Raw genomic sequence first — 22,451 nt, 5'->3', positions numbered from 1 at the left:
GCGGGGCTCAGCCGCAACAGCCCCCGCCGCAGCAACCGCCTCCGCCTCCGCCCGCGCGGGGCGCCGGCGCCGGAGCGGACGCCGTGCCGCCCACCGCGACGGTCGACAGGAGCTTCACCGTGTCATCGTGGCCCGACGGGCAGGGCGCGGGCGCGGAGGACTCCGCCATCGGACGGCTCAGTTCGAACGTGTCGCCGCACGTACGGCAGCGGTACTCATAGCGAGGCATGCCCATAGATTAACGGGCGGTTCCGGGAGATCACGGGAGATCCCGGGACGTCATAGTGTCGGGCGACCCTCCGTGAACCCTGCCAAATCTCCTTAACATCTCCTCAATTTTTTCGCTCCGATCAACTTCTGTCCGGTCTTCGACGAAGAGATCACAAGGGGCACTGATAATTTATGAAGGCCGCGATGAGCCGCATGGTCGGGGGCGGGGCTCGCAGCCACAATGCGTGGCCACTGCAGACACCCGCGCGCGCAATCCGGGAGTGCGGAGGGAGACGCAGTCGTGACCGAGGCGGGGTTTCGAATAGGTGGCCGACAGTCCCTGGACCGTCCGTGCGCCGGGGCCCGTCGTGGCTGACGAACGCGGCGTAGGCCGCCCTCACCGCCGCCGGCCGGTGCCGAAGCGATCCCAGCCGCACCGCGCTCAGGACGGCGCCCGGGCGGAGGAGCCCCTGGGGCCCGACGTCACCATGCAGTTGAGGCTCCCGGAGGCCCCGGAGCCCGATGTCACCATGCAGTTGAGGCTCCCGGAGCCCCTGGAGCCGGACGCCACCATGCAACTGCGGGTGGTGCAGCCAGAGGGCTCCGGCACCGGGCGGGACGGGAGTGCCCGGCGCCTTGCGCTCACCCGTCTCACGGACCGACTCGCGCCGTACACGCGCCGGCTGGCCCCCTACGCCCGCAGACTCGCCCCGTACGCCCGCAAGTTGAAGCCGGTGTACCCGCGGCCGGGCCGCACCGGCTGGCGGCGCTGGATACCCTCCTGGCGCCAGTGGCTGGGTGCCGTGCTGGCCTCCGTCGGCCTCACCGCCACGTTCCTGGCCGTCGCGTACGCGGCCACGGACATACCGCAGAACCTGAACTCGTACGCCACCCAGCAGGACAACGTCTACTTCTGGTCCGACGGCACCCCCATGGCCCGCACCGGCTGGGTACAACGGCAGGCCATGCCCCTCAAGGACATACCCCCGCAGGTCCGCTGGGCGGTGCTGGCGGCCGAGAACGAGAGCTTCTACTCCGACCCGGGCGTGTCCGTCTCGGGCATCACCCGGGCCCTGTGGCGCACGGTCGGCGAGGGAGACACCCAGGGCGGCTCGACCATCACCCAGCAGTACGTCAAGAACGTCTACCTGAACCAGAACCAGACGGTGAGCCGCAAGTTCACCGAGGCGATGATCGCCCTCAAGCTCGACAACAAGATGAGCAAGGACAAGATCCTCGAGGGATATCTGAACACGAGCTGGTTCGGCCGCGGCACCTACGGCATCCAGCGCGCGGCCCAGGCGTACTACGGCAAGGACGTGAGCCGGCTCAACGCCGGCGAGGCCGCCTCCCTCGCCTCCCTGCTGAAGGGCGCGGGCCTCTACGACCCCACGCTGAGCCAGGCCAACCACCGGCGGGCCGTGGAGCGCTGGTCCTGGATCCTCGACCGGATGGTGAAGATCGGCAAGCTGTCGAAGGCCGAGCGCGCCAGGTACCGCACCTTCCCCGAGCCGCTGAAGCAGAACCCGCTCTACGACACCGGTGAGCAGAGCGACTATCTGGTCGAACTGGCGGCGCAGTACGCCAAGAAGGCCGGACACATCTCGGACAAGCAGTTCGACCTGGGCGGCTACCAGATCTACACGACCTTCGACCGCACGCGGGAGGCCACGCTGACCAGCGCGGTGACCAAGGCCCGCAAGCAGGCGAAGCGCGACCATCCGGGCACGGCGGCGACCGCGCACTACGGCGCCGCCTCGGTCGCCGACGACGGCCGGATCCTCGCCGTCTACGGCGGCCCCGACCACCGCAAGCAGGGCTACAACGAGTCCAACGCGAGCACTGTCCCGGCCGGTTCGGCGTTCCTGCCGTTCGTGTACGCCGCCGGCCTGGAACACGGCGTGCACAAGACCCGCGGCGGACCCGCGACGCCGGTCACCCCCGAGTCCGTCTACGACGGTGACGACGGCATCCCCGTCACCACGCCCGAGGGGCCGTACTGGGACCGCAGCGGCAGAAAGGTCGCCGCCCACAACGACGGCAACGCATCCTACGGACCGATCACCCTCAAGCGGGCGCTCGCCCGGTCCGTGAACACGCCGTTCATGCAGCTCGGCATGGACACCGGCCTCGGCAGGGTTCGTGAGACCGCTCAGGCGGCCGGGCTGCTTGCCTCCAGCATCGGCCCGCAGGTCCCCGCGCTGTCCCTGGGCAGCTCCACACCCAGCGCCATCCGGATGGCGAGCGGGTACGCCACGTTCGCCGCGGACGGGACCCACACCGAGCCGTACTCGGTGTGGCGCGTCACCCGCAACGGTTCCGCGGTCGCCCTTGCGAAACCGGAGTCCCGCCGGGCCGTCGGCACCTCCGTGGCCCGCGACGTCACCGGGGCGCTCACGGAGTCCTTCCGCCGCGCGCACCCCGATGGTGCCCCCGCCTCCCTGCAGGTGGCCGGAAAGGCGGGAACCACACCGAACGACACCGCCTCTTGGTACGTGGGGACGTCCACGTCCGTGTCGACGGCGGTCGTCGTCTACCGCATGGATCTGTCCAAGAGCCTGGAACCACTGCCGCTCGAGGGCGTTGCCGGCACCGCCGCGGACAGCGTTCCCTACGGCATCTGGTCCAAGGCCATGACGCAGTCCGGCCGGTCCCAGACGGCCGAGAAGCCCCACGTGTCCACCCCCCTCCCGGAACGAGCCAGCCATGACCAAGAGAACCGGCCGACGTCGCCGCGCCCGTCCTCCTCGCACAGCCCGTCTCAACAGCCGGGCAGGGTTCCTGACGCTGGCGACGTTCCTGGTCGTGGCGTCGGTGACGGCGACCCTCCTGGCGCTGACCCGACCGGGCAACACGGCTCCGGCGGCGTCGGCGGAGGCGGGCAGGACTCCCAAGGGCAAGGACTCGACGGCTAGTACGGCCAAGGAGCCCGCCTGGGACGGCAAGACGAGGATCATCGGGGACGGCTCCACCTCGTACACCGGACCGCAGAAGAGCGAGTTGAAGCCCGAACCGCTCAAACCGGGCGAGCAACCGCCCCAGTTCGTCGTCTTCTCCTGGGACGGCGCCCTGGAGGGCGACGACCATCTCTTCTCGCACTACCGCGAGATGGCCAAGGAGTACAACGCCCATATGACCTTCTTCCTCACGGGCATCTACCTGCTGCCCAAGGGCAAGAAGGACCTCTACCACCCGCCACAGCACTCCGTGGGCTCCGCGGCGATCAGCTATCCGACCGACGAGCACATCCGCACCACGCTGGAGCAGCTCCGTAAGGCGTACGACGACGGCAACGAGATAGGCACCCACTTCAACGGCCACTTCTGCGGCGCCAAGGGCGGCGGCGACTGGAGCGTGCAGGAGTGGAAGAGCGAGATCGACCAGTTCTACTCGTTCGTGGAGAAGTGGAAGACCAACACCGGCTACGAGGACATCGCCCCGCTGCCCTTCGACTTCAAGAAGGAGGTCACCGGCGGCCGCGCGCCCTGCCTGGAGGGCCAGAAGAACCTGCTGCAGGCCATCAAGGGCTACGGCTGGCGCTACGACGCCAGTTCCCCGGGCGACTTCCAGATATGGCCGACGAAGAAGAACGGCATATGGGACTTCCCGCTCCAGATGCTCCCGTACGAGGGCGGCAAGTACCAGGGCCTCTCCATGGACTTCAACTTCCTCTACAACCAGTCCGGCGGGGAGACCAAGGGCGACCCGGCGAAGTACGCCCAGTGGGAGCAGATGACCGTCGACTCCTATATGGCGGGATTCAACCGCGTCTATTACGGCAGCCGGGCACCCCTGTTCATCGGCAACCACTTCGAGGACTGGAACGGCGGCATCTACATGAAGGCCATCGACCAGGTCGTGAAGAACATGTGCACGAAGAAGGGCGTGAAGTGCGTGTCCTTCAAGGAGTTGGCCGACTGGCTGGACGTGCAGAAGCCCGAGACCCTGGAGCGGCTGCGCAGCCTGGACCCGGCCCAGTCGCCGGACTGGTCGACCGTGGTGAAGTGAGGCCGCCGTCCTCTGTATCGCTTCTGCAACCCCCTTCACGAGAGCCACACATGCCATGCGAAGATGCGGCTCCCGGTATCGAGTACCGGCGTAGAGGGGAACATCATTGAAATCAAGAAAACTGAGCCATAAGCGGCGTCGCACGACCATAGTGACGGCCGCGGCCGCCTCGGTCGTCGCCGGCGTGGCGCTGCTGCCCAACTGGAGCGCGGGTGCGGCGAGTGTCGCCGACGACCCCACGGTGGACCCGTCGACCAAGGCCACCTTCCAGCGGCTGGCGGACGCGGTCTTCACCGACCGCACGGACGCCCTGGTGGACAGCGGGAAGAACACCGGCGGCAAGCCGCTCGCGTCGCGGTTCTCCGGCGATGTGCGGCTGTCCTCCACCCTGTCGCGCGACGAGAAGTCCGCGCTGTCGCAGCTGCGGGGCCGCAAGTCCCGTCTCGCGGCGCTCGGTGAGAAGTACAGCGCGGCCACCACGAGCGTCTCGCTGGACCGCACGCGGGTGAAGGGCCGTCACGCCACCGTCGACGTCACCGAGACCACGACGCTGACCTACAAGAAGGTGCTGGGCAACGAGCCGAAGACCACCGGCTTCCAGGCCCACCACCAGCTGACGTTCAAGGCCGACCACAGCGGCGACTGGCAGCTGACCGGCATCCGCGACACCGACGACGGCTACCTCGCGGTGAACCAGGTGGCCAAGCCGGCCGTCGCCGCGCCGGCCACCGCCGCCGACGACGGCCCGCCCGAGGCGACCCGCTCGGCCACCACGCGGCCGGCGCCGGCGAAGCCGAAGGACTTCTCCGCCACCGGCTACGACTACAAGGCCATGGCGGCGTACGCGGCCAAGTACTGGAACAAGTACAACCCGGACTACCCGGACTTCAACGGGCAGGGTGCCGGCGGCGACTGCACCAACTTCGTCAGCCAGTCCCTGAAGGCCGGCGGCTGGAAGCACGTCCCCGGCTACACCAACGACTTCCACAAGTGGTTCGGCAACGCGGAGATCCAGTCGGACTCGTTCGTCGGCGTCAACGAGTTCTCCTGGTTCGCCCTGTCCTCCAAGCGGGTCACCAGCCTGGCCAACGTCTACCAGATGGACGTGGGCGACGTGCTGCAGATGGACTTCAACAAGGACGGGTCGAAGGACCACTCCATGATCGTCACCTCCCGCAGCTCTAAGGGCGTGCCGTATGTGACGTACCACTCCACCAACACCTACAACAGGTCGGTGGCGAGCATCATCGCGTCGTACCCGAACGCGGCGTACTACGCCTACCGCACCTGAGAGGTGCTCTTCGGGGGCGGGGGGCCGGGCCTCAGTGCCCGGCTCCCCGCTCCTCCCGGATCCGTGCCACCACGCCCGCGACCGTCCGGCGCACCGCCTCGGCCTCCGTCAGGAAGTGCCAGTAGTCCGGATGACGGCCCTCCAGGGTGGCGATCGCGCGCTCCAGCCGGGCCACGGAGTCGTCGAGCGGGCCGGCGTGCCGCGGATCGGGTGTCGTACGCCCCGCCATGGCCAGCCGCTGCGCGTCCCGGATCGCGAACCGTGTCCGCTCGATCTCCTGCTGCGGGTCCTTCTGCACGGCGTTGAGCCGCCGCAGCCGGTCGCCCGCGGCGGACACCGCCTCGTCCGTCGTGTTCAGCAGCGCCCGCACGGTCGACAGCAGCGAGGTCGCGTCCGGCCAGCGCTGCGCGTCGCGCGCGGCCTGCGCCTCCTTCAGTTTCACCTCGGCCTGCCGCACGGTCTCGGCGGCCTGCTCCGGCACATGCTGCAGGTCCTGCCAGCAGGCGGCCGCGAACCGCCGCCGCAGCTCGCTCAGCACGGGCTCGACCTGACCGGCACGTGTGGTCAGCGCCTGCGCCCGGGTGCGCAGGGACACCAGCCGGTGGTCGGTCTCGGCGGCCCGCTCCGGAAGCCGCTCGGCCTCGGTGCGCACGGCCTCGGCCTCCCGGGCGACCCGCTCGGCGCGCTCCAGGGTCTGGGCCACGCCGTGCCGGCCCGCCCCCTGGTTGAGCCTGGTCAGCTCGGGGGCGAGAGCGGCCAGCCGGGCGGCGAGGTCGTCCGCTGTCAGGCCCGTGGCCCGCACGGTGTCCAGGGCGTTGCTGGCGGCGAGCAGGGACCGGCGGGCGCGCTCCACGGCCGGGGCGAGCCTGGCCAACTGGGTCTCGGCCTTGCCCAGCAGCGGTCCGAGCCCCTCACCGAAACGATCCAGCTCCTGTTTGACACGGGTGAGTTCGTCCTTGGCGGCGGTCAGGTCCGACCGGGCGCGGGAGGCGGCGGAGGCGTCGAGATCGACCCGGTCCAGGTCGTGTGCGTCCACCGCTTGGATGTACCGGTGGCTGACCTCGTCGATACGCCTCCCGAGCGCCTCGAAGTCGCTCAGTGCGCGGCGGGCGGCGGGGGAGTCGTCGACCGCGGCGATGGTCTCGATCGAGATCCGCAGATCGCGCTGGGCGGTGTCGAGCTCGTAGAAAGCGGCCGCGGCGGCGTCCTTCGCGGCCTGCGCCTCGGCCCGCTGCCCCTCGCCCCGCCCCCCGAACCACCTGCGCGTCCCGCCCCCGGCGAACGCCGCGGGAAGCAGCAGGGCGGCGACAAGGGGGACGGCGAGCAGGACGAGGGCATCACGCACCGGGGTGGGGGGCCGTGAGGACCGGGGGACGGGAACCCGGCGCGGCGCCCGGCCGGCCCGTCGGCCGCCGCGCCCGTCCGGCTCAGGACGCGCAGTGCTCGTGGGGTCCGGGCGGCGGCTCGGCGAGCGGTGGTGCGCGCATGGCGCAAACGGCGTGTACGGCTGCGATGGTGTCGCCGTCACATCCCTCTCCCGTGCTGTCATCCGCCCTGCCCGGTGTCATTCTCCCACCGGTTGAGGACGAACACACGGGGCAGTCGGTTCGCCGTGCCGTGGCCGAGCCGGCCCCCCGGGCCGGCACCCCCGGGCCGCGCGGTCTATCCCGCCGCCCGCACCGTGACCGACCCGTCCCGCGTCCGTGCGTCGACCACATGGGAACTGCTCGGGTCCCTGGGGACGGACACATGGACCGAGCCGTCCCCGGCACGGGTGGACACACGGTAGGAGCCGTGCGGCAGCGTGATCGTCACCGAGCCGTCCTCGCTGCTCGACTCCACGAGGTCGGGGACGACACGGAGTTCGAGGTGCACCGAGCCGTCCCGGGTCCCGGCGTGCACCCGCCGCGCACCCACCCCCGTCGCGTGGATCGACCCGTCGCCGCTGTCGAGCGTCAGCGGCCCGGTCGAGTCCGTCACCCGCACCGAACCGTCCCCGGTCCGTATGCTCAGCGCCTCCTTGAAACCCCGCGCCCGCACGCTCCCGTCGCCGTCCCGGACCCTGACGGCGACCCCGCGCGGCACCTCGATCCGATGCCTGGCGGAGCAGTCCGCGACCAGTCCCGAGCACTTCAGCCGCAGCACGAGCCGGTCGTCCTTCATGACCCACGTCACCCGGGGGTTCCCGCCGACCACCACCGACCCCTTGAACCACCGTGTGACCTCGACCTTGTCCACGTCGGCCGGAACGATCTCCAGCGCCGAGTCGTCGGAGTCGACGGTGAGCGTACGACCGTGCAGCGCGAAGGAACGGTGGTCCGGATGCGGGTCGTCCGCGGCGTCGTTCCCGCAGCCGGCGGCGGCCGCGACGAGCACCGCGACGACTCCCGCGACGGCGACGGCCCGGACAGGCCGCGCGCCCTTGGCACGCGCAGCACGCGCGGTGGCCGAGCCCGTACGATCCATGAGGTCCCCCTGAGAGCAGAAGCGTCCTTCGACCGTACGCATCCGCGCGCTCCGGGAGGATCCGGCCCACTCCCGGAACGAGGGTGGGGTTAACCCCCGAACCCTCCGCCGTATACGGGTTTGCGGGGCACACCCTCGGGCAATGTAGGCTGTCGACTCGTCCTGGGCGCGTAGCTCAGTGGTAGAGCGCCGCCCTTACAAGGCGGATGTCGGCGGTTCGAAACCGTCCGCGCCCACCAGTCGCAGGGCACGAGAAGGGCCCAGGTCGGCGGGTGACACCCGATGACCTGGGCCGGCGCGCCGCCTCCACTGCTCACCGTCTTCCCGGCCTCACCCGGGAAGCGCTCGGCAGGCGGCCGATGCGACAAGACTCAAACCGGTTCGGACTGCGGTTCCGGTTGCCGCGCCGGTACGGCCCTCGGTTCCCACGGCGTAGTGGTCCGCACGTAGCGGTAGATCACCGAGGTCGTCGCCAGTACGAGAACCGGTCCGTAGACCCACGGATACTTCGCCAGCTCCAACGGCAGATAGCGATATGACACCAGGAGCGCGGCGAAGACGGTGGCGCCGTGGGCGGCCAACTGGATCCCCGATCGGTCCCAGCCGCGGTCGTACGAGCGCAGGGCCGCCTCGATGGTGAGTGTGAACACCACGCCGGCAAGGAGATCCGCCCCGTAGTGGTAGCCGAATCCCAGGGTGGCGCAGAGCGTGGCGATCAGCCAGAACGTGCCTGCGAATCGCAGCGCCCTCGGGCCCTTCCGGGTGTGAATGAAGATCGCGGCAGCCCACGCTGTGTGCAGGCTGGGCATGCAGTTGCGCGGGGTGATCTTGTCGAACGGCATGGGGTGCGGGGCGCCGATCGGCGGCGGCGTTCCCGGCCACACATCGGCCACCGCCCAGTGTCCGGTGGACTGCGTGTGCGACCACAGGGCGAACGACGCCCAGTGCCCGGTGCCGTCGCCGTACGCGAAGACCGGTCCGACCACCGGGAAGATCATGTAAATGGCAGGCCCGAGCAGACCGATCAGCAGAAAGGTGCGCACCAGATGATGGCCCGGGAAGCCGCGCTCGGCCGCCACGTTGCGCAGCTGGTACAGCGAGACGAGGGCCGCGGCCACCGCGAGTTGACCGTAGACGAAGTCGAGAAAATTGAAGCCGATCGGTCCGGAGGCCGTGACGATCCGGCCCATCAGCCATGACGGGCTGCCCAACGCGTGATCGGCGGTCTCCACGTATTGGTCGAGCACCCATGGGCGCGCTTTCGCGGTGATGAGCAGCCAGGTGTCTCCGGCCTTGCGGCCGGCCACCAGCAGCAGGCCCAGCCCGACGCCCTTCAGCAGCAGAACGCGTTCCGGGCCGGTGCGGCGTGTGACAGCGATGACCGCACAGCCCAGAATCACCCACAACGCGCCGTTGCCGACAGGGTGGCCGTCGGTCATTCTGACGCCTGCCGTCCACCGGACCAGCAAGAGGACGACGTCGATGCCGACCGCGGCACCGGCCGCGATGAATCGTTCCCGCCAGGGGAGCACCACCAGCATCAGCGCCATACCGGCGTACAGCAGAAAACCGGATTTGGGGGGGAATATCAGCTCTCGCGCTTGAACGGTGAGGGGCCCCGGCACACCGTAGCGATGTGCGGCGATCTCCAGCATGACGAGGAATCCGAGGGCCGCCACGCCCGCCGCGGCCCCGAGTACCACCCGCGGCCGACGCCATACGGAGAGCCTAATTCCGCCCTTTATTCGCGAAATCACCCGCGATGGTGTGGATATCAATTGTTTGACCGGTTTGCTGTGTTTTGGTCGAGTGGGTTACTTATCGCGATGGATGGCATGTTTTTCCGGTGAAGAACGGGTGATGGGGGCGTTAGTCGCAAGTTCGAGCATGTTATCGAAGCGACGCGTGGGTTTCCGCTGAAATATGTTTTGCGTTTGGGTGGCGTGGCCGATCTCTGCCGGCCGACCGGTGATCCTGCGCGCAGGACCTTTCGACTGCCGTGACTGCTCCGCCCCGCAGGCCGGGCCGGCCGTCGCCGCTGCTCCCCACGGTTTACCGGGGGGTGGGGCGGGTGGTCGTCCCGCGCAGGTGGGCCTCGATCAGTGGGACGGTGGCGTCCGGCTGTTCGATGTGGGGAAGGTGGCCCGCCTTCGGGATGATCTCGAGTCGGCCGTGGCCGAAGGCGGAGGCGTACGCCGCGCCGTAGGCCGGGGTGACGACGCGATCGCTCTCTCCCCAGAGCAGGAGCGCGGGCGGGTGGACCCGGCCCAGGCGGCGCAGCAGCTTGGGGTCGTGCATGTAGGGGTCGCCGGCGAGCGTGCGCATGGTGGTCATATTGGCCTGCCGCACGGCGAGTTGGCCGGGCGGGACGTCGGCGGGGCCGACGGTGTGGCGGTCCGGGTCGTGCCAGGAGTGCTCGGCGAGGGCGCGGGGGCCGAGGCCGAAGACGTCGGCGATCGGTTCCGCTTCGATGTGCACCCCGACCGCGTCGATCAGGACGAGTCCGGTGATGATCCCCGCCGTGTCGCGCACGGCCATCTCGGCAGCGGTCCAGCCGCCGAGTGAGGAGCCGACGACCAGGACGTCGTGGAGCCGGCGGTCGTGCAGGAGGTGCAGGTAGGCGAGGGCCAGGTCGTCGACACCGGTCAGCCAGGCGGGGCGGGGGGTGCCGTCCCAGCCGGGGTGCACGGGGGTGAGGGTGTGCGCGGTCCGGGAGAGGCGCCGGGCGAGGTCCGCGACCGTGGACGGTCCCCCGCCGCCGTGCAGGACAAGGACCGGCCGGCCGGTACCGGCCTCGGACAAGGTGAGGGAAAGGTCGTCGTACACGACCGCTGTGGTGTCTGTGGGCATGCCGAGATGGTAACTAAGGTTCTTTATATAAGCTAGCTTGGTCGTGGGGTAGGCTCAGTGTATGCACGGTGACCTGCAAGTCCTCGGAAGGGCGGTCAAGCAAGCCCAGTACCGGCAGCACCGGGCGCTCGACAGTGCCCTCTCCGCCGTCGGTACAACGCTGGCCCAGTGGGACGCGCTGCGCGCGATCGGCCGCCTCCCCGGTGCCTCGGGCCGCGAGCTGGCCGCCGCGACGTTCCAGAGCGAGCAGTCGTTCGGCGCACTCGTGGGCCGTTTGGCGGCCCAGGGCCTGGTCGAGCGCCGGCCCGGCCGCGGCCGCCGTATCGGGCACCATCTCACGCCCGCCGGCGAGCAGGTCCTGGCGGCCGGGCACCGGGTCGCCGACGAGGTGCTCGCGACGTGCTTCTCCGCCCTCTCCGGCGCGGACCGCGCGACCCTGCTCGACCTCCTCCGGCGCCTCAACGGGGAAGAGGAGGGGTAGGCGCACCAGAGGACCTCGCTGCCCGCGTGACGGCTACCGCACACTTGCCCAGTGCTCCACCCTTCAGGGTGGAGGTGTAGGGCATCCTCGCCTCAGCGGCCCGTAGGGCCGCAGCACCACTGCTAAAGTCGCCTTGTCCGACAACGTAGTTGGCGGACCTACCGCCGGACGGGCGGGAAGTCAGGCCTGTGGAGGCCCGGTAAGACCACCTTCGGGTGGCAGAGGCCCGTGAAGCAGGAACCCGAGGGAGCACCGCATAGCGGTGCTGACCGGAATCACCTGCGTCTACGCAGGTGAGGGCGTCAAGTCTCCCGCGGCGGTTCCTCGGCCGCGTGCTTCAGGTGCATCCGCGCGTCCACCTTGTCCTCGGTCGCCACCTCCGACCAGAAGCGGTGGCCGGAGACGAACACCGCGAGCTCCCGCTCTCGCCGGCGGAGCTTCTCCACCTCCGCCTGCTCGTTCTCGGTCCAGCCCGGGGAGGCGGGGCGCTCCACCTTGCGCCAGCCGGTGTCGTCGCTGAATCCGTCCAGCGGTTCCACCGACCAGGGAAGCCGCTTCAGCAGGGCCAGGAGCTCCGCCCGGACCTGATGCAGCTCCTCCTGACCGGCGAGGAGGTCACTCGGAAAGTCATAGGTCGCAGCCACGGCGCAATGCTACGCCTGTTCGATTTTTGGATGCGAGTCGCTTCCCTCGCTTCACCCGAACGGTTGTGGGCGAGCGCTGGGCGTCACGAACGGCGGGCCGCTGTCGGGGCTAGCTCCGTACTTCGCGGGTGGCAGCGAAAGGTGGATACGACCTCGCGGGCCGCGGCCTCCGAGCACGCCGCCCACTGGGCGTCGTCCCCCGCGCAGTTGTCTGGCCCCGCGGCTATCGGCGACCCTCTCGTTTACGCTTGCTGCGCCGCAGTGCGCGACGTTGCTTTCCTGGCAGGGTGGCGGCCAACTCGCCCACCAGGGAGACGTCGTGGCAATCGCCGTCCTGGCTGCCCCGGCACCACCACACAGGTGGGCCGACCGCGTCCGTTTCGCCCTGGTAGCAGTCGTCAGTGGTCCCTGCGGGACGAGGGTGCATTCCGATCTTGTGTTCCGGGCAGATCGGCCAGACCCGCCAGAGCAACTCCATGATGGTCGACTGCGCCGCATCTGCGACCACAGTCAGGACCGTCGTCGCATCGTCCGGCCCTGGCGGGTCGCCCTCCTCCAGGTCGCACGCATTCACCGAATTGCCGTGCCAACGGCCGTCGGGCATCGCCACGTAGACCTGACCCCTGTCGATTCCGCTCGGGGGCAAAGGCTGCCGGGGCGGGTCAACCATCAGTATCAGTGCTTCTTGATCCGGCAGGGTCGCCATCAGGTCGCGATTGACCACAGCGAGTGCGGCCTCCAACTTCGGCCATTGACCGGGCTCGGCCGGCCTGGGCTCCGGGCGATGCTGCCGGTCATGACCAGGACCGATGCTGAAATGCGAGGAGTGGTTCACCGGGGCATCGTCTCAGTCACCCCGTCTTTCACCGGTGACGGAGGGCGAAAGCAGCTCAGGTCTCTGGCCGGCGGGGGTGTGTGGGTTCCAAGCCGAGGAGGTCGAGCAGGTGGAGCTGGATGCCGCGGGTGATGGCGATGACGGGTGGGTCGGTGGCACTGCCGACCCGTAGTCGCAGGTCGGAGAGGTGATAGGGGAGCATTCTGCCGGTGGGTCGCACCTTCTGGTTGCCGGGGTAGAGGCCCAGCATCTTCTGGTCACCTCCGAGGGCTTGCCGGACCTGGCGTTCGATCAGGCAGAACAGCAGCAGGGACAGGCAGATCACCGCGATCAGTGCGGCGACGCGCCTGTTGTCCTGGTGATCGACTTCGGCGACCTCTGCGCGGGCGATCCGGCCTGCGATCTCGCCGCCGCTGGATACTGCTGCCGGACGGCGCCGTCGAACGCCTCTACGACGCCCGTCGGCCCACCCCGGACGCAGCCACCCGGCGTCGCGCCCGCGGCTGGGCGGTGCTGAAAGCCCTCGCCTGCGTCCTCATCGGAGAGGCGGGTGTCCACGGCCGTCCGGGGGGCAAGCGCACCTGGGGCCCGCCCGCACAGCACGCGCTGAGACGTCTCGTCGCGACGGCCCGTCAGTGACCAGGCCCCTCGGCCTTCGGTGCCGGACGCTCCGGAACCGCCGGCCAAGACCCACGCGGTCTGGCCCATGCGCCTCAGGGCCCGGTCCACGGCCCCGGCCGGCGGGTGTCGGACCCCGCGGTCCGCTCCGGTCCGTCCACCCCGCCGACCGTCCGTGCGCGGCGGATACCTTTGGTGCCCGTGACCCTTGATGATCTGCGTGTCTTCGTCGCCGTCTGCCGGGCCGGCAGCCTGAGCGCCGTGGCCCGGGAACTGGGTTGCACCCAGTCGGCCGTCAGCCAGCACGTACGGCGGCTGGAGCGCGAGGTCGGGGTGGGGCTGCTGGAACGGCAGTCGCGCGGTGTCGTGCCCACCCGGGCCGGGCGCGTGCTCCACCAGGCGGCCGAGGAGGGCATGTCGGGGCTCGACCTGGCGCTGCGCAGGCTGGCGGAGATCGCACGGGGCGACGGCGGTGTCGTACGGATCGCCACCGGCAGTGTCACCGTGCGGCACTTCATGGCCGCGGCGGTGGCCGAGTTCCGGCGGCAACACCCTGAGGTGAGCCTGGAGTTCCGGACCGAGAGCTCCAGCCGCAGTTGCGTGGACGCACTGCGGGAGCCCGGGCTCGATCTCGCCTGGGTGACCCTGGGGGCGCCCGTGCGCGGGGTCGAGCAGCGCCCGGTCGTCCGGCTGCCCTGGGTGCTCGCGGTACCCGCCGCCGACGAACTCTCCTTGCGGGAGCGGATCGAGGCCGCCGACCTGGCGGGGCTGCGGCTCATAGGGCTGCCCGAGGGCTCCACCTCGCGCATCCAACTCGACGCCGCCTACGCCAGATTGGGAATACCGGCGGTCGCCTCCGACACCAGCGTCGCCGACTGGGACACCGCCATCCTGCTGGCCGAACTCGGTGTCGGCCACGCGATCGTGCCGGACCTGCCCGGCTGGCGCGACCACGGCCGGCCCGGGCTGCGGTTCATCCCCGTGCCCGAGCTGCCGCCGCTCACCGTCGGCTGGGCCGCGCGCCGCTGGGACACGCTGTCCCCGTCGGCCCGCGCCTTCGCCGGCACGGTCGTCCGGCACAACGCCTCGTCCGACGTCTCGCCTGACGCCCTGTCCGACGCTCCGTCCGACGCCTCGTCCGACGCATTGCCTGGCGCCCTGTCCGACGCTCCGTCCGACGCCTCGTCCGACGCATTGCCTGGCGCTCCGTCCGACGCCTCGCCTGACGCCCCGTCCGACGCGCTGTCCTGACGGCGCTGTCCTGACGGGCTGTCCCGACGCGTTGTCCTGACGGCGCCGGTTCGCAGGGGAGTTCAGGGCGACGGCCGTCAGGAGCCCGGGAAGGACCGGCCCAACTCCGCCACGAGCCGCGCCGCCACCGGCACCTCCACGCCGTTCCGCTCCGCCGCCCGTAGCAACGCGCCGCCGATCGCATCGAGTTCGAGCGGACGCCCCGCCTCCGCATCACGCTGCATCGACGACTTCATCTCGGGCGGGAAGGCGTCGTAGCGGGCGAGCGCCGCCTCCGCGTCCGTGGCCGCGCCGCTCGCCCGGCCCACCGCGGCCGTCTCCTCCACCAGGGACACCAACTCCTCGCGGTGTTCGCTGCGGATGACACCGAGCGGCGCCCCGTACCGGGTGGTCAGCAGCGCGAACGGGGCGAGGAACGCCATCTTCGACCACAGCGCCGCCGCCTCCCCGTCCAGGACCCGGACCCGCACCCCGGCCCATTCCAGGGCCCCGGCGAACCGGTCGAGCCGGTCGTGCGCCACGGCGTCCCCGGTCAGGTCGACCTCCACGAAGGGGCTGCCGTGCTCGATCACCCCCGGCGCCAGGCGGGTCGACTCCACCCGGATCACCGCGGGGGCCACTCGGGAGTCGCCGTAGCGCTCGCGTAGTGCCGCCGGGTGCTCCACGCCGTTCAACAGCGGTACGAACAGGGCGTTCTCGCCCGGCACGGTGGCCGGGACCCGTTCCAGCGCGGCGTCGAGCGCGGTGTGCTTGACGGCGACCAGCACCACGTCGGCCGGCTCGCGCAGCTCCGTGTCCGCCTCGACCCGCGCCGTGAAATCGCCGAACCTGTCGCTGCGCACACGGATGCCCCGCTCCCGCAGCGTCCGTGCCGATGCGTCGCCCGCCAGGCAGATCACCCGGTGCCCGGCCCGGGCGAGCAGTGCGGCGAGCAGACCGCCGACACCGCCGGGTCCCAGGACCGCCACGGTGAGGTCGTCGTTCGTCATCGGGGATCTCCTTCGTGGATACCCGCGGCTTCAGCCGGGGGTGGGGGTACCTCCCGCTTGCGGGGGAGAAACGAAGCTCCTGCGGAGCAGGGCAGGAAGAGCCGGTTCGCCGCCAGGGCGGACCAGCGTCCACCCCCAGCTACCCGCAGGCCGTCGCAAACTGGTGCAATAGCATGTGAACCGGGAAGACCACCCACGTGAAGCGGGCGTTCAAGTACCGCTTCCATCCGACGGATACGCAGGCAGCGGAGCTGTCGCGCACGTTCGGGTGCGTGCGGAAGGTCTACAACCTGGCCCTTGCGGCGCGCACGGAAGCGTGGCTGCGGCAGGAGCGGGTGAACTGCGACCAGACGTCGGCGATGCTGACGGCCTGGAAGAAGACCGAGGGACTCTCTTACCTCAACGAGGTCTCCTCCGTCCCGCTCCAGCAGACCCTCCGGCACCTCCGGGTGGCGTTCACCAACTTCTTCGGCAAGCGGGCCAAGTACCCCCGCTTCAAGTCGCGGAAGAAGTCGCGGAAGTCGGCGGAGTACACCACCGGCGCGTTCCGGTTCCGGGACGGCTAGCTGACGTTGGCGAAGATGGCGGAGCCGCTCGACATCGTGTGGTCGCGCCCCCTTCCGGAGGGTGTGGCGCCGTCCACGGTGACCCTGTCGCAGGACGCGGCCGGACGCTGGTACGTGTCCATGCTGTGCGAAGACCCGTCCGTCCAGCCGCTCCCCGCCGCCGACGCGGCCATCGGTATCGACGTCGGGCTCGACCACCTGCTGACTCCCTCGACCGGGGAGAAGGTCTCCGACCCCCGGCACGAGCGCCGTGACCGCGCGCGCCTCGCCAGGGCCCAGCGGCAGCTTGCCCGTAAGGCCGAGGGCGACGGCGCGAACCGGGCCAAGGCCCGCCGGAAGGTCGCCAAGGTCTACGCCCGGAACATGGTGAAGAACGGCAGCCTGGCCCGCGCTGTCAGCGATGCGGCCCGGTCGGAGTTCCGGAGCATGCTGGAGTACAAGGCCCAGTGGTACGGCCGCGAGTTGATCGCGATCGACCGCTGGTTCCCCTCGTCCAGGCTGTGCTCCGTCTGCGGCACCTTGCAGGACAAGATGCGGCTCAACGTCCGCACCTGGACGTGCGACTGCGGGACGACCCACGACAGGGACGTGAGCGCGGCGAAGAACATCTTGGCCGTCGGGCTGACGGCGTCTGTCTGTGGAGCTGGTGCAAGACCTCAACGGAGTACTCCGGGCGGGCAGTGGGCGATGAAGCAGAAACCCCTACGGCGCGAGCCGTAGGAATCCCCCTCCTTCAGGAGGGGGAGGAAGCCAAGTTCCGTCCCCGATCACCGTCCGTCCCGACCGACGTCCCCGGTCACGGTGCCGGTCGCCGGGGTCGCCGTGCCGGGGCGCCTCTTCGGGGACCCTCGGAGATGATCACAAGAGGCCCCGATTCCAGTCAATCCTCCAAGAAGCTTGCCGACCCCCAAGGGAAGCCTTGGGGGTGGGGCGGGGTGGGCTCATGGGCCACTCTGCGACTCTGCGCCCCGCCGTCCTACAGGCCGGGCTCCCGCCCCCGCAGCCGTACCGAGGAACCCGGTTCCAGCAGGTGCAGACGGTCCGTCAGGCCCGCCTCCGCGAACGCCTTCCTGAGGGTGGCGCCGTCCTGGGTGAAGTGGGCCCAGTGCTCGAAGTGCAACGGGACGACATGGCGGGCGCCGAGGATCCGGGCCGCCTCGGCGGCCGCCTCGCTCGTGAGCGTCAGGGGGGCGTCCGGGACCAGCGGGGTGCGGGCGGCACCGGCGAACAGGACGGCCACGTCGACGGGGCCGACGCGGTCGGCGATGGCGCGGACCACGTCGAGGGAGGCGTTGTCACCGCTGACGTAGACCGTCGGCAGGTCCGCGCCCGACAGGACGAAGCCGGTGACCTCGCCGACGAGCGGCTCGCTGCCCTCGGGGCCGTGCAGCGCGGGCACGGCGGTCACCCGCAGCACTCCGCCCGCCGGGCGCGGCAGCTCCACCCGTTCCCAGGACCGCAGGGCCCGGACGGGGGCGCCGACGCGCTCGTACGCCGAAGCCGTGGACAGGGCCACCGGGGCCTCCGCGAGCAGGTCACGGCCCGCCGCGTCGAGGTTGTCCGGGTGCTGGTCGTGCGAGAGGAGAACGGCATCGACGGGGGCGATCCCCGTCGCCGGGACCGCGGGCCCCGCCGTCTTCACCAGGCTGCGCGAGCCGATGGGGTACTCGCCCGGCGGATCGAAGGTGGGGTCCGTGAGCAGGCGTACGCCGCCCAGCTCGACGACGGCGGTGGGGCCGCCCACGTACAGGATGTCGACAGAGCTCATGCCGGTCAGAATCCGGCGGGCGACCGGGCTATTCCCGGGATCGGCGCAAAGGCGGGCGAAGACGGGGCGGCGGCGCGAGACTGGACCCATGTGCCGCAGCATCAAGACGCTCCGCCCGCCCGCGATCCCCGAGGAGGCCACGGAGGAGGAGATCCGCGCCGCCGCGCTGCAGTTCGTGCGCAAGGTCTCCGGTTTCCGCGCCCCGGCCGCACACAACCGTGAGGTGTTCGATCACGCGGTGGACGCGGTCGCCGCGGCGACCGCCGAACTGCTCGCGGGTCTGCAGGTGCGGGGAGGGGCCCGTTCGGCTAGTCCCGCGGGGCCGGGCGGCGCATGAGGTAGGCCGCGCCCGCACCCGCCGCGAACAGCGCCGTCACCGAGACGCCCGTGGCCAGCCAGGTCGCGCCCAGCCACTGGCCGCCGAAGTAGCCGAGGGCCACGCTGTACCCCGCCCAGGTGAGGCCGGCCAGCGCCGACCAGGGCAGGAAGTCCCGGGCTCGGCGGCGGGCGGCACCCGCGCCGAGGGAGACGACCGAGCGGCCCGCGGGCGCGAACCGCGCCAGGATCACCAGCGCACCCCCGCCGCGCGCGAGCGCCGCGCCGAGGCGTTCGTGCGCGCTCGTCAGCCGGCGCGAACGGGCGATCGCGCGGTCCAGCCGGGCGCCGCCGCGCCAGGCCAGGCGGTACGCCACCAGGTCGCCCAGGACCGAGGCCGTCGCCGCGCACGCGAGGAGCCAGAAGACGTCCGGTACGCGTGTGACGGCGGACCCCGCCGCTGCCGCGGTCGCCGCCGCGATGACCAGGACACCGCTCGGCAGCAGCGGCAGGAAGACGTCCAGCAGGACCGATGCGGCCACCACGGGGTAGATCCAGGGGCTGCCGGCCAGCGACCCCACACTCTCGAGCACCCGTATCTCCCCGTCCCACTCCCCAGAGGCACCTGCGTACCGCGATGTCACGGGGAGCGGCAGGAGCGCCTTCGACAGCCGTACAGCGTACGCGGCCGGGACGGGAGATGCACCGGGGGTCGGTGAGGCGGACGGGACGCCTGTTGCCGTGTCAGGGACGCCTGCCGCCGCTCCAGGACGTCTTCCGCCGCTCCAGGACGTCTTCCGCCGTCCAGGACGTCTTCCGCCGTGCCCGGGGCCGTCAGGCCGTGATGGGCTCCGAGGACTGCTTGTCCGCGGTGGCCGAGCGGGAGGCCAGCAGGCGGTCGAGGCCGAAGGCACCGGAGCCCGTGAAGGCCAGCAGCAGGAAGCACCAGCAGAACAGCACCGGCAGCTCACCGCCGTTCTGGATCGGCCACAGGGCCACTGGCTGGTGCATGTCGAAGTACGCGTACGCCATCGAGCCCGAGGCCACGAACGCGGCACCCCGGGTGCCGAGGCCGAGCAGCACCAGGCAGCCGGTGATGAGTTCGATCAGGGCCGCGTACCAGTCGGGCCAGGTGCCGGCGGGGATGGCGCCGCCGTCACCCGTCGCACCGCCCAGGACACCGAACAGCCAGGCGGCGCCGTGGCAGGTGAAGAGGAGGCCGATCACCATGCGGAACAGGCCGATGGCGTAGGGCTGTGCGTCGTTCATGCGTGGGGCCATGGGGGGCTCCTTCGGTCTGGCCCGGCCCGCGGGCGGACCGGTCGTGGGGGGAAAACCGATTCGGCCACCAAAGTAGGCAGACCTCCGCGAGGTCCGCAGGTCGGCACAGGACCGAATGGCGGCGGGGGTCCTGCCCTTGACGGTGAATCAGGATGGCACCATCAGCCGGACCCCGGACCCCGGACCCCGGACCCCGGACCCCGGACCCCGGACCCCGGACCCGGCACCGTCGGCCCGGACCCCGGTACGGTCGGCCCGGTGTCTCATGGGCCGGTGAGGTGGGTTTCCTCCACGGTCGTCAGGCGGGCCGAGCCCGTTTTGTCCGGGCGTGCCCGCAGTGCGCGCAGTGACGCGGAACGGCCGCGCAGGGTCAGGGTCATGAGCTGGTTGCCGAACCACGGGCCGCCCGTCCGGCGCCAGTCGAGGCCGGGGCGCGCGCCCCGGCCGTGCCGGGCGATACGGCGGCCCAGGGCACGTCCCGGGCCGCTCCAGCCGAAGCGGAAGCCGAGCCGTATGGACAGCGGGACGGAGTTGTGGACGGGGGAGCAGGTGAGCTGGAGGACACGGGCGTCGGGTCCGCCGCCCGGCCACTCGGGCTCCGCGATGTACGCGTGGTGCACATCGCCGGACAGCAGGCACACGCTCGCCGGGGCGCCCGGTCCCGTACCAGCCTCGGCGACGAGGTCCGCCAGTGCCTCGAAGGACTCGGGGAAGGCCGCCCAGTGCTCCAAGTCGGCCAGGCGGCGCAGTCGTTCGCCGTACCGGGCCCAGCGCTCGCCGCGCTCGCCGCGGCACAGGGCGGCGCTCCACGCCTCGGCGTCGTGCACGAGGTGGGGGAGCAGCCAGGGCAGGGAGGTGCCGATCAGCAGGTGGTCGCAGGTGTCACGCGCGCCGAGGGCCTGCTGCCGCAGCCATTCCGCCTCCGCCGGATCGAGCATCGACCGGCCGCCCTCGTCGAGGACCCGCGCCGCGCGGGTGTCGAGCATGACGACCCGGACGCGGCCGAAGTCCCGGCGGTAGCTCCAGCGGACCGAGGAGGGGTCGGCGTCGGCCTGGGCGGCGTACGCGCGCAGCACGTCCGTGCCGTCCGGGGTCCTGCGCACGGCCGCGTACAGCGGGTCCTCGGCCAGCTGGGCCGGGGACAGGTTGCCGAGGTGCTGGTGGACCCAGTACGACATCAGGCCGCTCAGCAGCCGCTCGCGCCACCACGAGGTGGCGCGCATGTCGGCGAGCCAGGACGCGCTGGTGTTCCAGTCGTCGATGATGTCGTGGTCGTCGAAGATCATGCAGCTGGGCACGGTGGACAGCAGCCAGCGGATCTCGGGGTCCAGCCAGGACTCGCGGTAGAGCCAGGTGTACTCCTCGTAGTCCGCCACCTGGCCGTTCGGCGGGTGGGTGAGGCCGCGGCGGGCGGCGATCCGGTCGCGGATCGCCGCGGACGTCTCGTCCGCGTACACCTGGTCGCCCAACAGCAGCAGCACATCGGGGCGTTCGGCGTCCGGGTCGGCGGCGAGGCCCGCCGCCAGCGTGTCCAGCGCATCGGGACCCAGACCCGTCCGGTCCCTCTCGCCGACGGGAGGCGCGGCCCAGCGGCAGGAGCCGAAGGTGACGCGGACCACCTCGGGATCGGACGTGCGGATCACGGAGGGCGGGAAGGGCGAGTCGGGCAGCGGCCACACGGGCGTCCCGTCCAGCAGCACCTCGTACGCCTCGGTGGTGCCGGGTGTGAGGCCCGCCACGGGCACGATCGCGTAGTGGTGCCCGGCGATCTGGAAGGTGCGGGCCGTGCCGCGGGCGCCGCCGGCGCAGCGCACCTCGGCGGTGCACGGGCGGCTCGCCTCGACCCAGACGGTCGCGGACGACTCGTCCACGTATCTCAGCAGCGGCCCCAGGCGCAGGCTCGTCGCCACGGCGATCACTCCCCTCCGTCGCCCCGTACGGTACGGGGCGACGGAGGGGAGCGGGGAGGGTCCGGAGGGCCCGGGGGCTCAGCAGTTCGCGAGGTAGCTCTGGAGCGCGCTCTTCTCGGCCGAGTCGACGGAGAGGTCGTAGTAGTACTTCACCTGCACCCAGGCGCGGACGTAGGTGCAGACGTAGGCGGACCGGGACGGGATCCAGGTGGCGGGGTCCTGGTCGCTCTTCGCCTGGTTGACGTTGTCCGTGACGGCGATGAGCTGCGGGCGGGTCAGGTCGTTGGCGAACGCCTGGCGCCGGGACGTCGTCCACGCGCTCGCGCCGGAGTCCCACGCCTCGGCGAGCGGCACGAGGTGGTCGATGTCCAGGTCGGAGGCGGCGGTCCAGGTGGCGCCGTCGTACGGGGAGTACCAGCTGCCGCTGGTGGCGGCGCAGGAGGAGTTGGTGACGACGTTCGTGCCGTCGCGCTTGAGGACGGTCTCGCGGGTGTTGCAGGTGCCGCTGATGGTGATCCAGTGGGGGAAGAGGTCGCGGCTGTAGCCGGTGCGGTCCTCCGTCGCCACGGTGAGCGAGGCAAGGTAGCTGCGGGCGGTGGCGGCGCTGACCGGGGTGGGGAGTGCGGCCGAGGCGGTCGGACCGTTGAGGAGTCCGACCGAGGCTATGAGTCCGGTGAGGGCGGCCAGGACGCCGAGGCGTCGACGCGCGTAGACCTTGGGCATGACGAACTCCCTTGTGGGGTGGGGTGTCGAGCTGCGGGCGAGGGAATGCTCGCGAGGGGGTGTTGCCGGAAGGTGTGCTTTCGGTAAGAAACTAATGACGCGTACATGACGCTACAAGGGGTGCGGCGTGACTTTTGTCGCACGAGTGGCGTCCGGCGGTCGCTTACCATGGACGGCGCAGAAGGGGAGTAGCTCTTCGCCGGACCGTCGACATACTGCTCAGCTCGCCTGAGCCGGCGCCCGGA

Annotated in this window: 20 protein-coding genes, 1 tRNA gene and 2 pseudogenes; 9 read left to right on the top strand and 14 right to left on the bottom strand. The window is 71.0% G+C overall.

Annotation, left to right across the window (positions count from 1 at the left end):
- Nucleotides 1-7 precede the first annotated feature (7 nt).
- Nucleotides 8-229, bottom strand: a complete 222-nt coding sequence (locus ACZ79I_RS12090; RefSeq protein WP_471496829.1) for an FmdB family zinc ribbon protein — start codon at nt 227-229, stop codon at nt 8-10.
- Between the two features lie 394 nt (nt 230-623).
- Here ACZ79I_RS12090 and ACZ79I_RS12085 point away from each other — a divergent pair, with 394 nt between their 5' ends.
- From ACZ79I_RS12085 to ACZ79I_RS12075, 3 genes are all read left to right on the top strand, one after another.
- Nucleotides 624-3,125 carry a transglycosylase domain-containing protein gene (locus tag ACZ79I_RS12085; protein WP_471496827.1) on the top strand — a complete coding sequence of 834 codons (2,502 nt, stop codon included), beginning with the start codon at nt 624-626 and terminating at the stop codon, nt 3,123-3,125.
- Entirely contained in the window at nt 3,016-4,218 is a 1,203-nt protein-coding gene (locus tag ACZ79I_RS12080; RefSeq protein ID WP_471496826.1) for a polysaccharide deacetylase family protein, read from the top strand. The genes ACZ79I_RS12085 and ACZ79I_RS12080 overlap by 110 nt, the downstream gene beginning before the upstream one ends.
- A gap of 151 nt (nt 4,219-4,369) precedes the next feature.
- Nucleotides 4,370-5,509 carry an amidase domain-containing protein gene (locus tag ACZ79I_RS12075; RefSeq protein WP_471496824.1) on the top strand — a complete coding sequence of 380 codons (1,140 nt, stop codon included), beginning with the start codon at nt 4,370-4,372 and terminating at the stop codon, nt 5,507-5,509.
- A 31-nt stretch (nt 5,510-5,540) separates the two neighbouring features.
- Here ACZ79I_RS12075 and ACZ79I_RS12070 read toward each other — a convergent pair whose 3' ends face one another.
- Together ACZ79I_RS12070 and ACZ79I_RS12065 are read right to left on the bottom strand one after the other, a co-directional pair.
- On the bottom strand, nt 5,541-7,037 hold the full coding sequence (locus ACZ79I_RS12070) for a hypothetical protein (protein WP_471496822.1): 1,497 nt from the start codon (nt 7,035-7,037) through the stop codon (nt 5,541-5,543).
- 134 nt (nt 7,038-7,171) lie between these two features.
- Entirely contained in the window at nt 7,172-7,975 is an 804-nt protein-coding gene (locus tag ACZ79I_RS12065; RefSeq protein WP_471496820.1) for a DUF4097 family beta strand repeat-containing protein, read from the bottom strand.
- 164 nt (nt 7,976-8,139) lie between these two features.
- Between ACZ79I_RS12065 and ACZ79I_RS12060 the strand changes: the two genes are divergently transcribed.
- A tRNA-Val gene (locus ACZ79I_RS12060) sits at nt 8,140-8,214 on the top strand.
- 132 nt (nt 8,215-8,346) lie between these two features.
- Here the strand turns inward: ACZ79I_RS12060 and ACZ79I_RS12055 are convergent.
- Together ACZ79I_RS12055 and ACZ79I_RS12050 are read right to left on the bottom strand one after the other, a co-directional pair.
- Nucleotides 8,347-9,630 carry a DUF5933 domain-containing protein gene (locus ACZ79I_RS12055; RefSeq protein WP_471496818.1) on the bottom strand — a complete coding sequence of 428 codons (1,284 nt, stop codon included), beginning with the start codon at nt 9,628-9,630 and terminating at the stop codon, nt 8,347-8,349.
- A gap of 397 nt (nt 9,631-10,027) precedes the next feature.
- Nucleotides 10,028-10,825, bottom strand: a complete 798-nt coding sequence (locus ACZ79I_RS12050; RefSeq protein ID WP_471496816.1) for an alpha/beta fold hydrolase — start codon at nt 10,823-10,825, stop codon at nt 10,028-10,030.
- A gap of 61 nt (nt 10,826-10,886) precedes the next feature.
- Here ACZ79I_RS12050 and ACZ79I_RS12045 point away from each other — a divergent pair, with 61 nt between their 5' ends.
- Nucleotides 10,887-11,306: a MarR family winged helix-turn-helix transcriptional regulator gene (locus ACZ79I_RS12045; RefSeq protein ID WP_471496814.1), complete on the top strand. Its 420-nt coding sequence runs from the start codon at nt 10,887-10,889 to the stop codon at nt 11,304-11,306.
- Nucleotides 11,307-11,608: 302 nt separating this feature from the next.
- Here ACZ79I_RS12045 and ACZ79I_RS12040 read toward each other — a convergent pair whose 3' ends face one another.
- The 3 genes from ACZ79I_RS12040 to ACZ79I_RS12030 all read right to left on the bottom strand — a co-directional run bounded on the left by ACZ79I_RS12040 (nt 11,609) and on the right by ACZ79I_RS12030 (nt 13,110).
- Complete coding sequence (locus ACZ79I_RS12040; protein ID WP_471496812.1) at nt 11,609-11,950, bottom strand: hypothetical protein; 342 nt, start codon at nt 11,948-11,950, stop codon at nt 11,609-11,611.
- 223 nt (nt 11,951-12,173) lie between these two features.
- A complete protein-coding gene (locus tag ACZ79I_RS12035; protein WP_471496810.1) occupies nt 12,174-12,785 on the bottom strand; it encodes a hypothetical protein in 612 nt (203 codons plus the stop codon).
- A 55-nt stretch (nt 12,786-12,840) separates the two neighbouring features.
- A complete protein-coding gene (locus tag ACZ79I_RS12030; protein ID WP_471496808.1) occupies nt 12,841-13,110 on the bottom strand; it encodes a hypothetical protein in 270 nt (89 codons plus the stop codon).
- A gap of 33 nt (nt 13,111-13,143) precedes the next feature.
- Here ACZ79I_RS12030 and ACZ79I_RS12025 point away from each other — a divergent pair.
- Together ACZ79I_RS12025 and ACZ79I_RS12020 are read left to right on the top strand one after the other, a co-directional pair.
- Nucleotides 13,144-13,424: pseudogene (locus tag ACZ79I_RS12025) on the top strand (phosphotransferase); the annotation flags it as partial.
- A 180-nt stretch (nt 13,425-13,604) separates the two neighbouring features.
- A complete protein-coding gene (locus ACZ79I_RS12020) occupies nt 13,605-14,654 on the top strand; it encodes a LysR family transcriptional regulator (RefSeq protein WP_471496806.1) in 1,050 nt (349 codons plus the stop codon).
- 77 nt (nt 14,655-14,731) lie between these two features.
- Here ACZ79I_RS12020 and ACZ79I_RS12015 read toward each other — a convergent pair whose 3' ends face one another.
- Complete coding sequence (locus ACZ79I_RS12015) at nt 14,732-15,643, bottom strand: ketopantoate reductase family protein (RefSeq protein WP_471496804.1); 912 nt, start codon at nt 15,641-15,643, stop codon at nt 14,732-14,734.
- A 197-nt stretch (nt 15,644-15,840) separates the two neighbouring features.
- On the opposite strand from ACZ79I_RS12015, the pseudogene ACZ79I_RS12010 reads away from it, so the two are divergent.
- A pseudogene (locus ACZ79I_RS12010) lies at nt 15,841-16,929 on the top strand (RNA-guided endonuclease InsQ/TnpB family protein).
- 256 nt (nt 16,930-17,185) lie between these two features.
- Here the strand turns inward: ACZ79I_RS12010 and ACZ79I_RS12005 are convergent.
- Nucleotides 17,186-17,977, bottom strand: a complete 792-nt coding sequence (locus ACZ79I_RS12005) for an MBL fold metallo-hydrolase (protein ID WP_471496802.1) — start codon at nt 17,975-17,977, stop codon at nt 17,186-17,188.
- Between the two features lie 88 nt (nt 17,978-18,065).
- On the opposite strand from ACZ79I_RS12005, the gene ACZ79I_RS12000 reads away from it, so the two are divergent.
- Nucleotides 18,066-18,314 carry a DUF2277 domain-containing protein gene (locus ACZ79I_RS12000; protein WP_471496800.1) on the top strand — a complete coding sequence of 83 codons (249 nt, stop codon included), beginning with the start codon at nt 18,066-18,068 and terminating at the stop codon, nt 18,312-18,314.
- Here the strand turns inward: ACZ79I_RS12000 and ACZ79I_RS11995 are convergent.
- The 4 genes from ACZ79I_RS11995 to ACZ79I_RS11980 form a co-directional block, all read right to left on the bottom strand.
- The gene (locus ACZ79I_RS11995; protein ID WP_471496798.1) at nt 18,286-18,885 is read right to left on the bottom strand and encodes a DedA family protein; all 600 of its coding nucleotides are present in this window, start codon (nt 18,883-18,885) and stop codon (nt 18,286-18,288) included. The two genes, ACZ79I_RS12000 and ACZ79I_RS11995, sit on opposite strands and share 29 nt — an antisense overlap.
- A gap of 241 nt (nt 18,886-19,126) precedes the next feature.
- Complete coding sequence (locus ACZ79I_RS11990) at nt 19,127-19,573, bottom strand: DoxX family protein (protein WP_471496796.1); 447 nt, start codon at nt 19,571-19,573, stop codon at nt 19,127-19,129.
- Nucleotides 19,574-19,836: 263 nt separating this feature from the next.
- Nucleotides 19,837-21,483, bottom strand: coding sequence for a DUF7800 domain-containing protein (locus tag ACZ79I_RS11985; protein ID WP_471496794.1), 1,647 nt, complete (start codon nt 21,481-21,483; stop codon nt 19,837-19,839).
- A 78-nt stretch (nt 21,484-21,561) separates the two neighbouring features.
- Complete coding sequence (locus ACZ79I_RS11980) at nt 21,562-22,206, bottom strand: HNH endonuclease family protein (RefSeq protein ID WP_471496792.1); 645 nt, start codon at nt 22,204-22,206, stop codon at nt 21,562-21,564.
- Between the last annotated feature and the right edge of the window lie 245 nt (nt 22,207-22,451).

This window comes from Streptomyces sp. PSU-S4-23 (assembly GCF_055632315.1).
The sequence above is the reverse complement of the archived record's forward strand: the minus strand, read 5'-3'. Positions and strand labels throughout refer to the sequence as shown.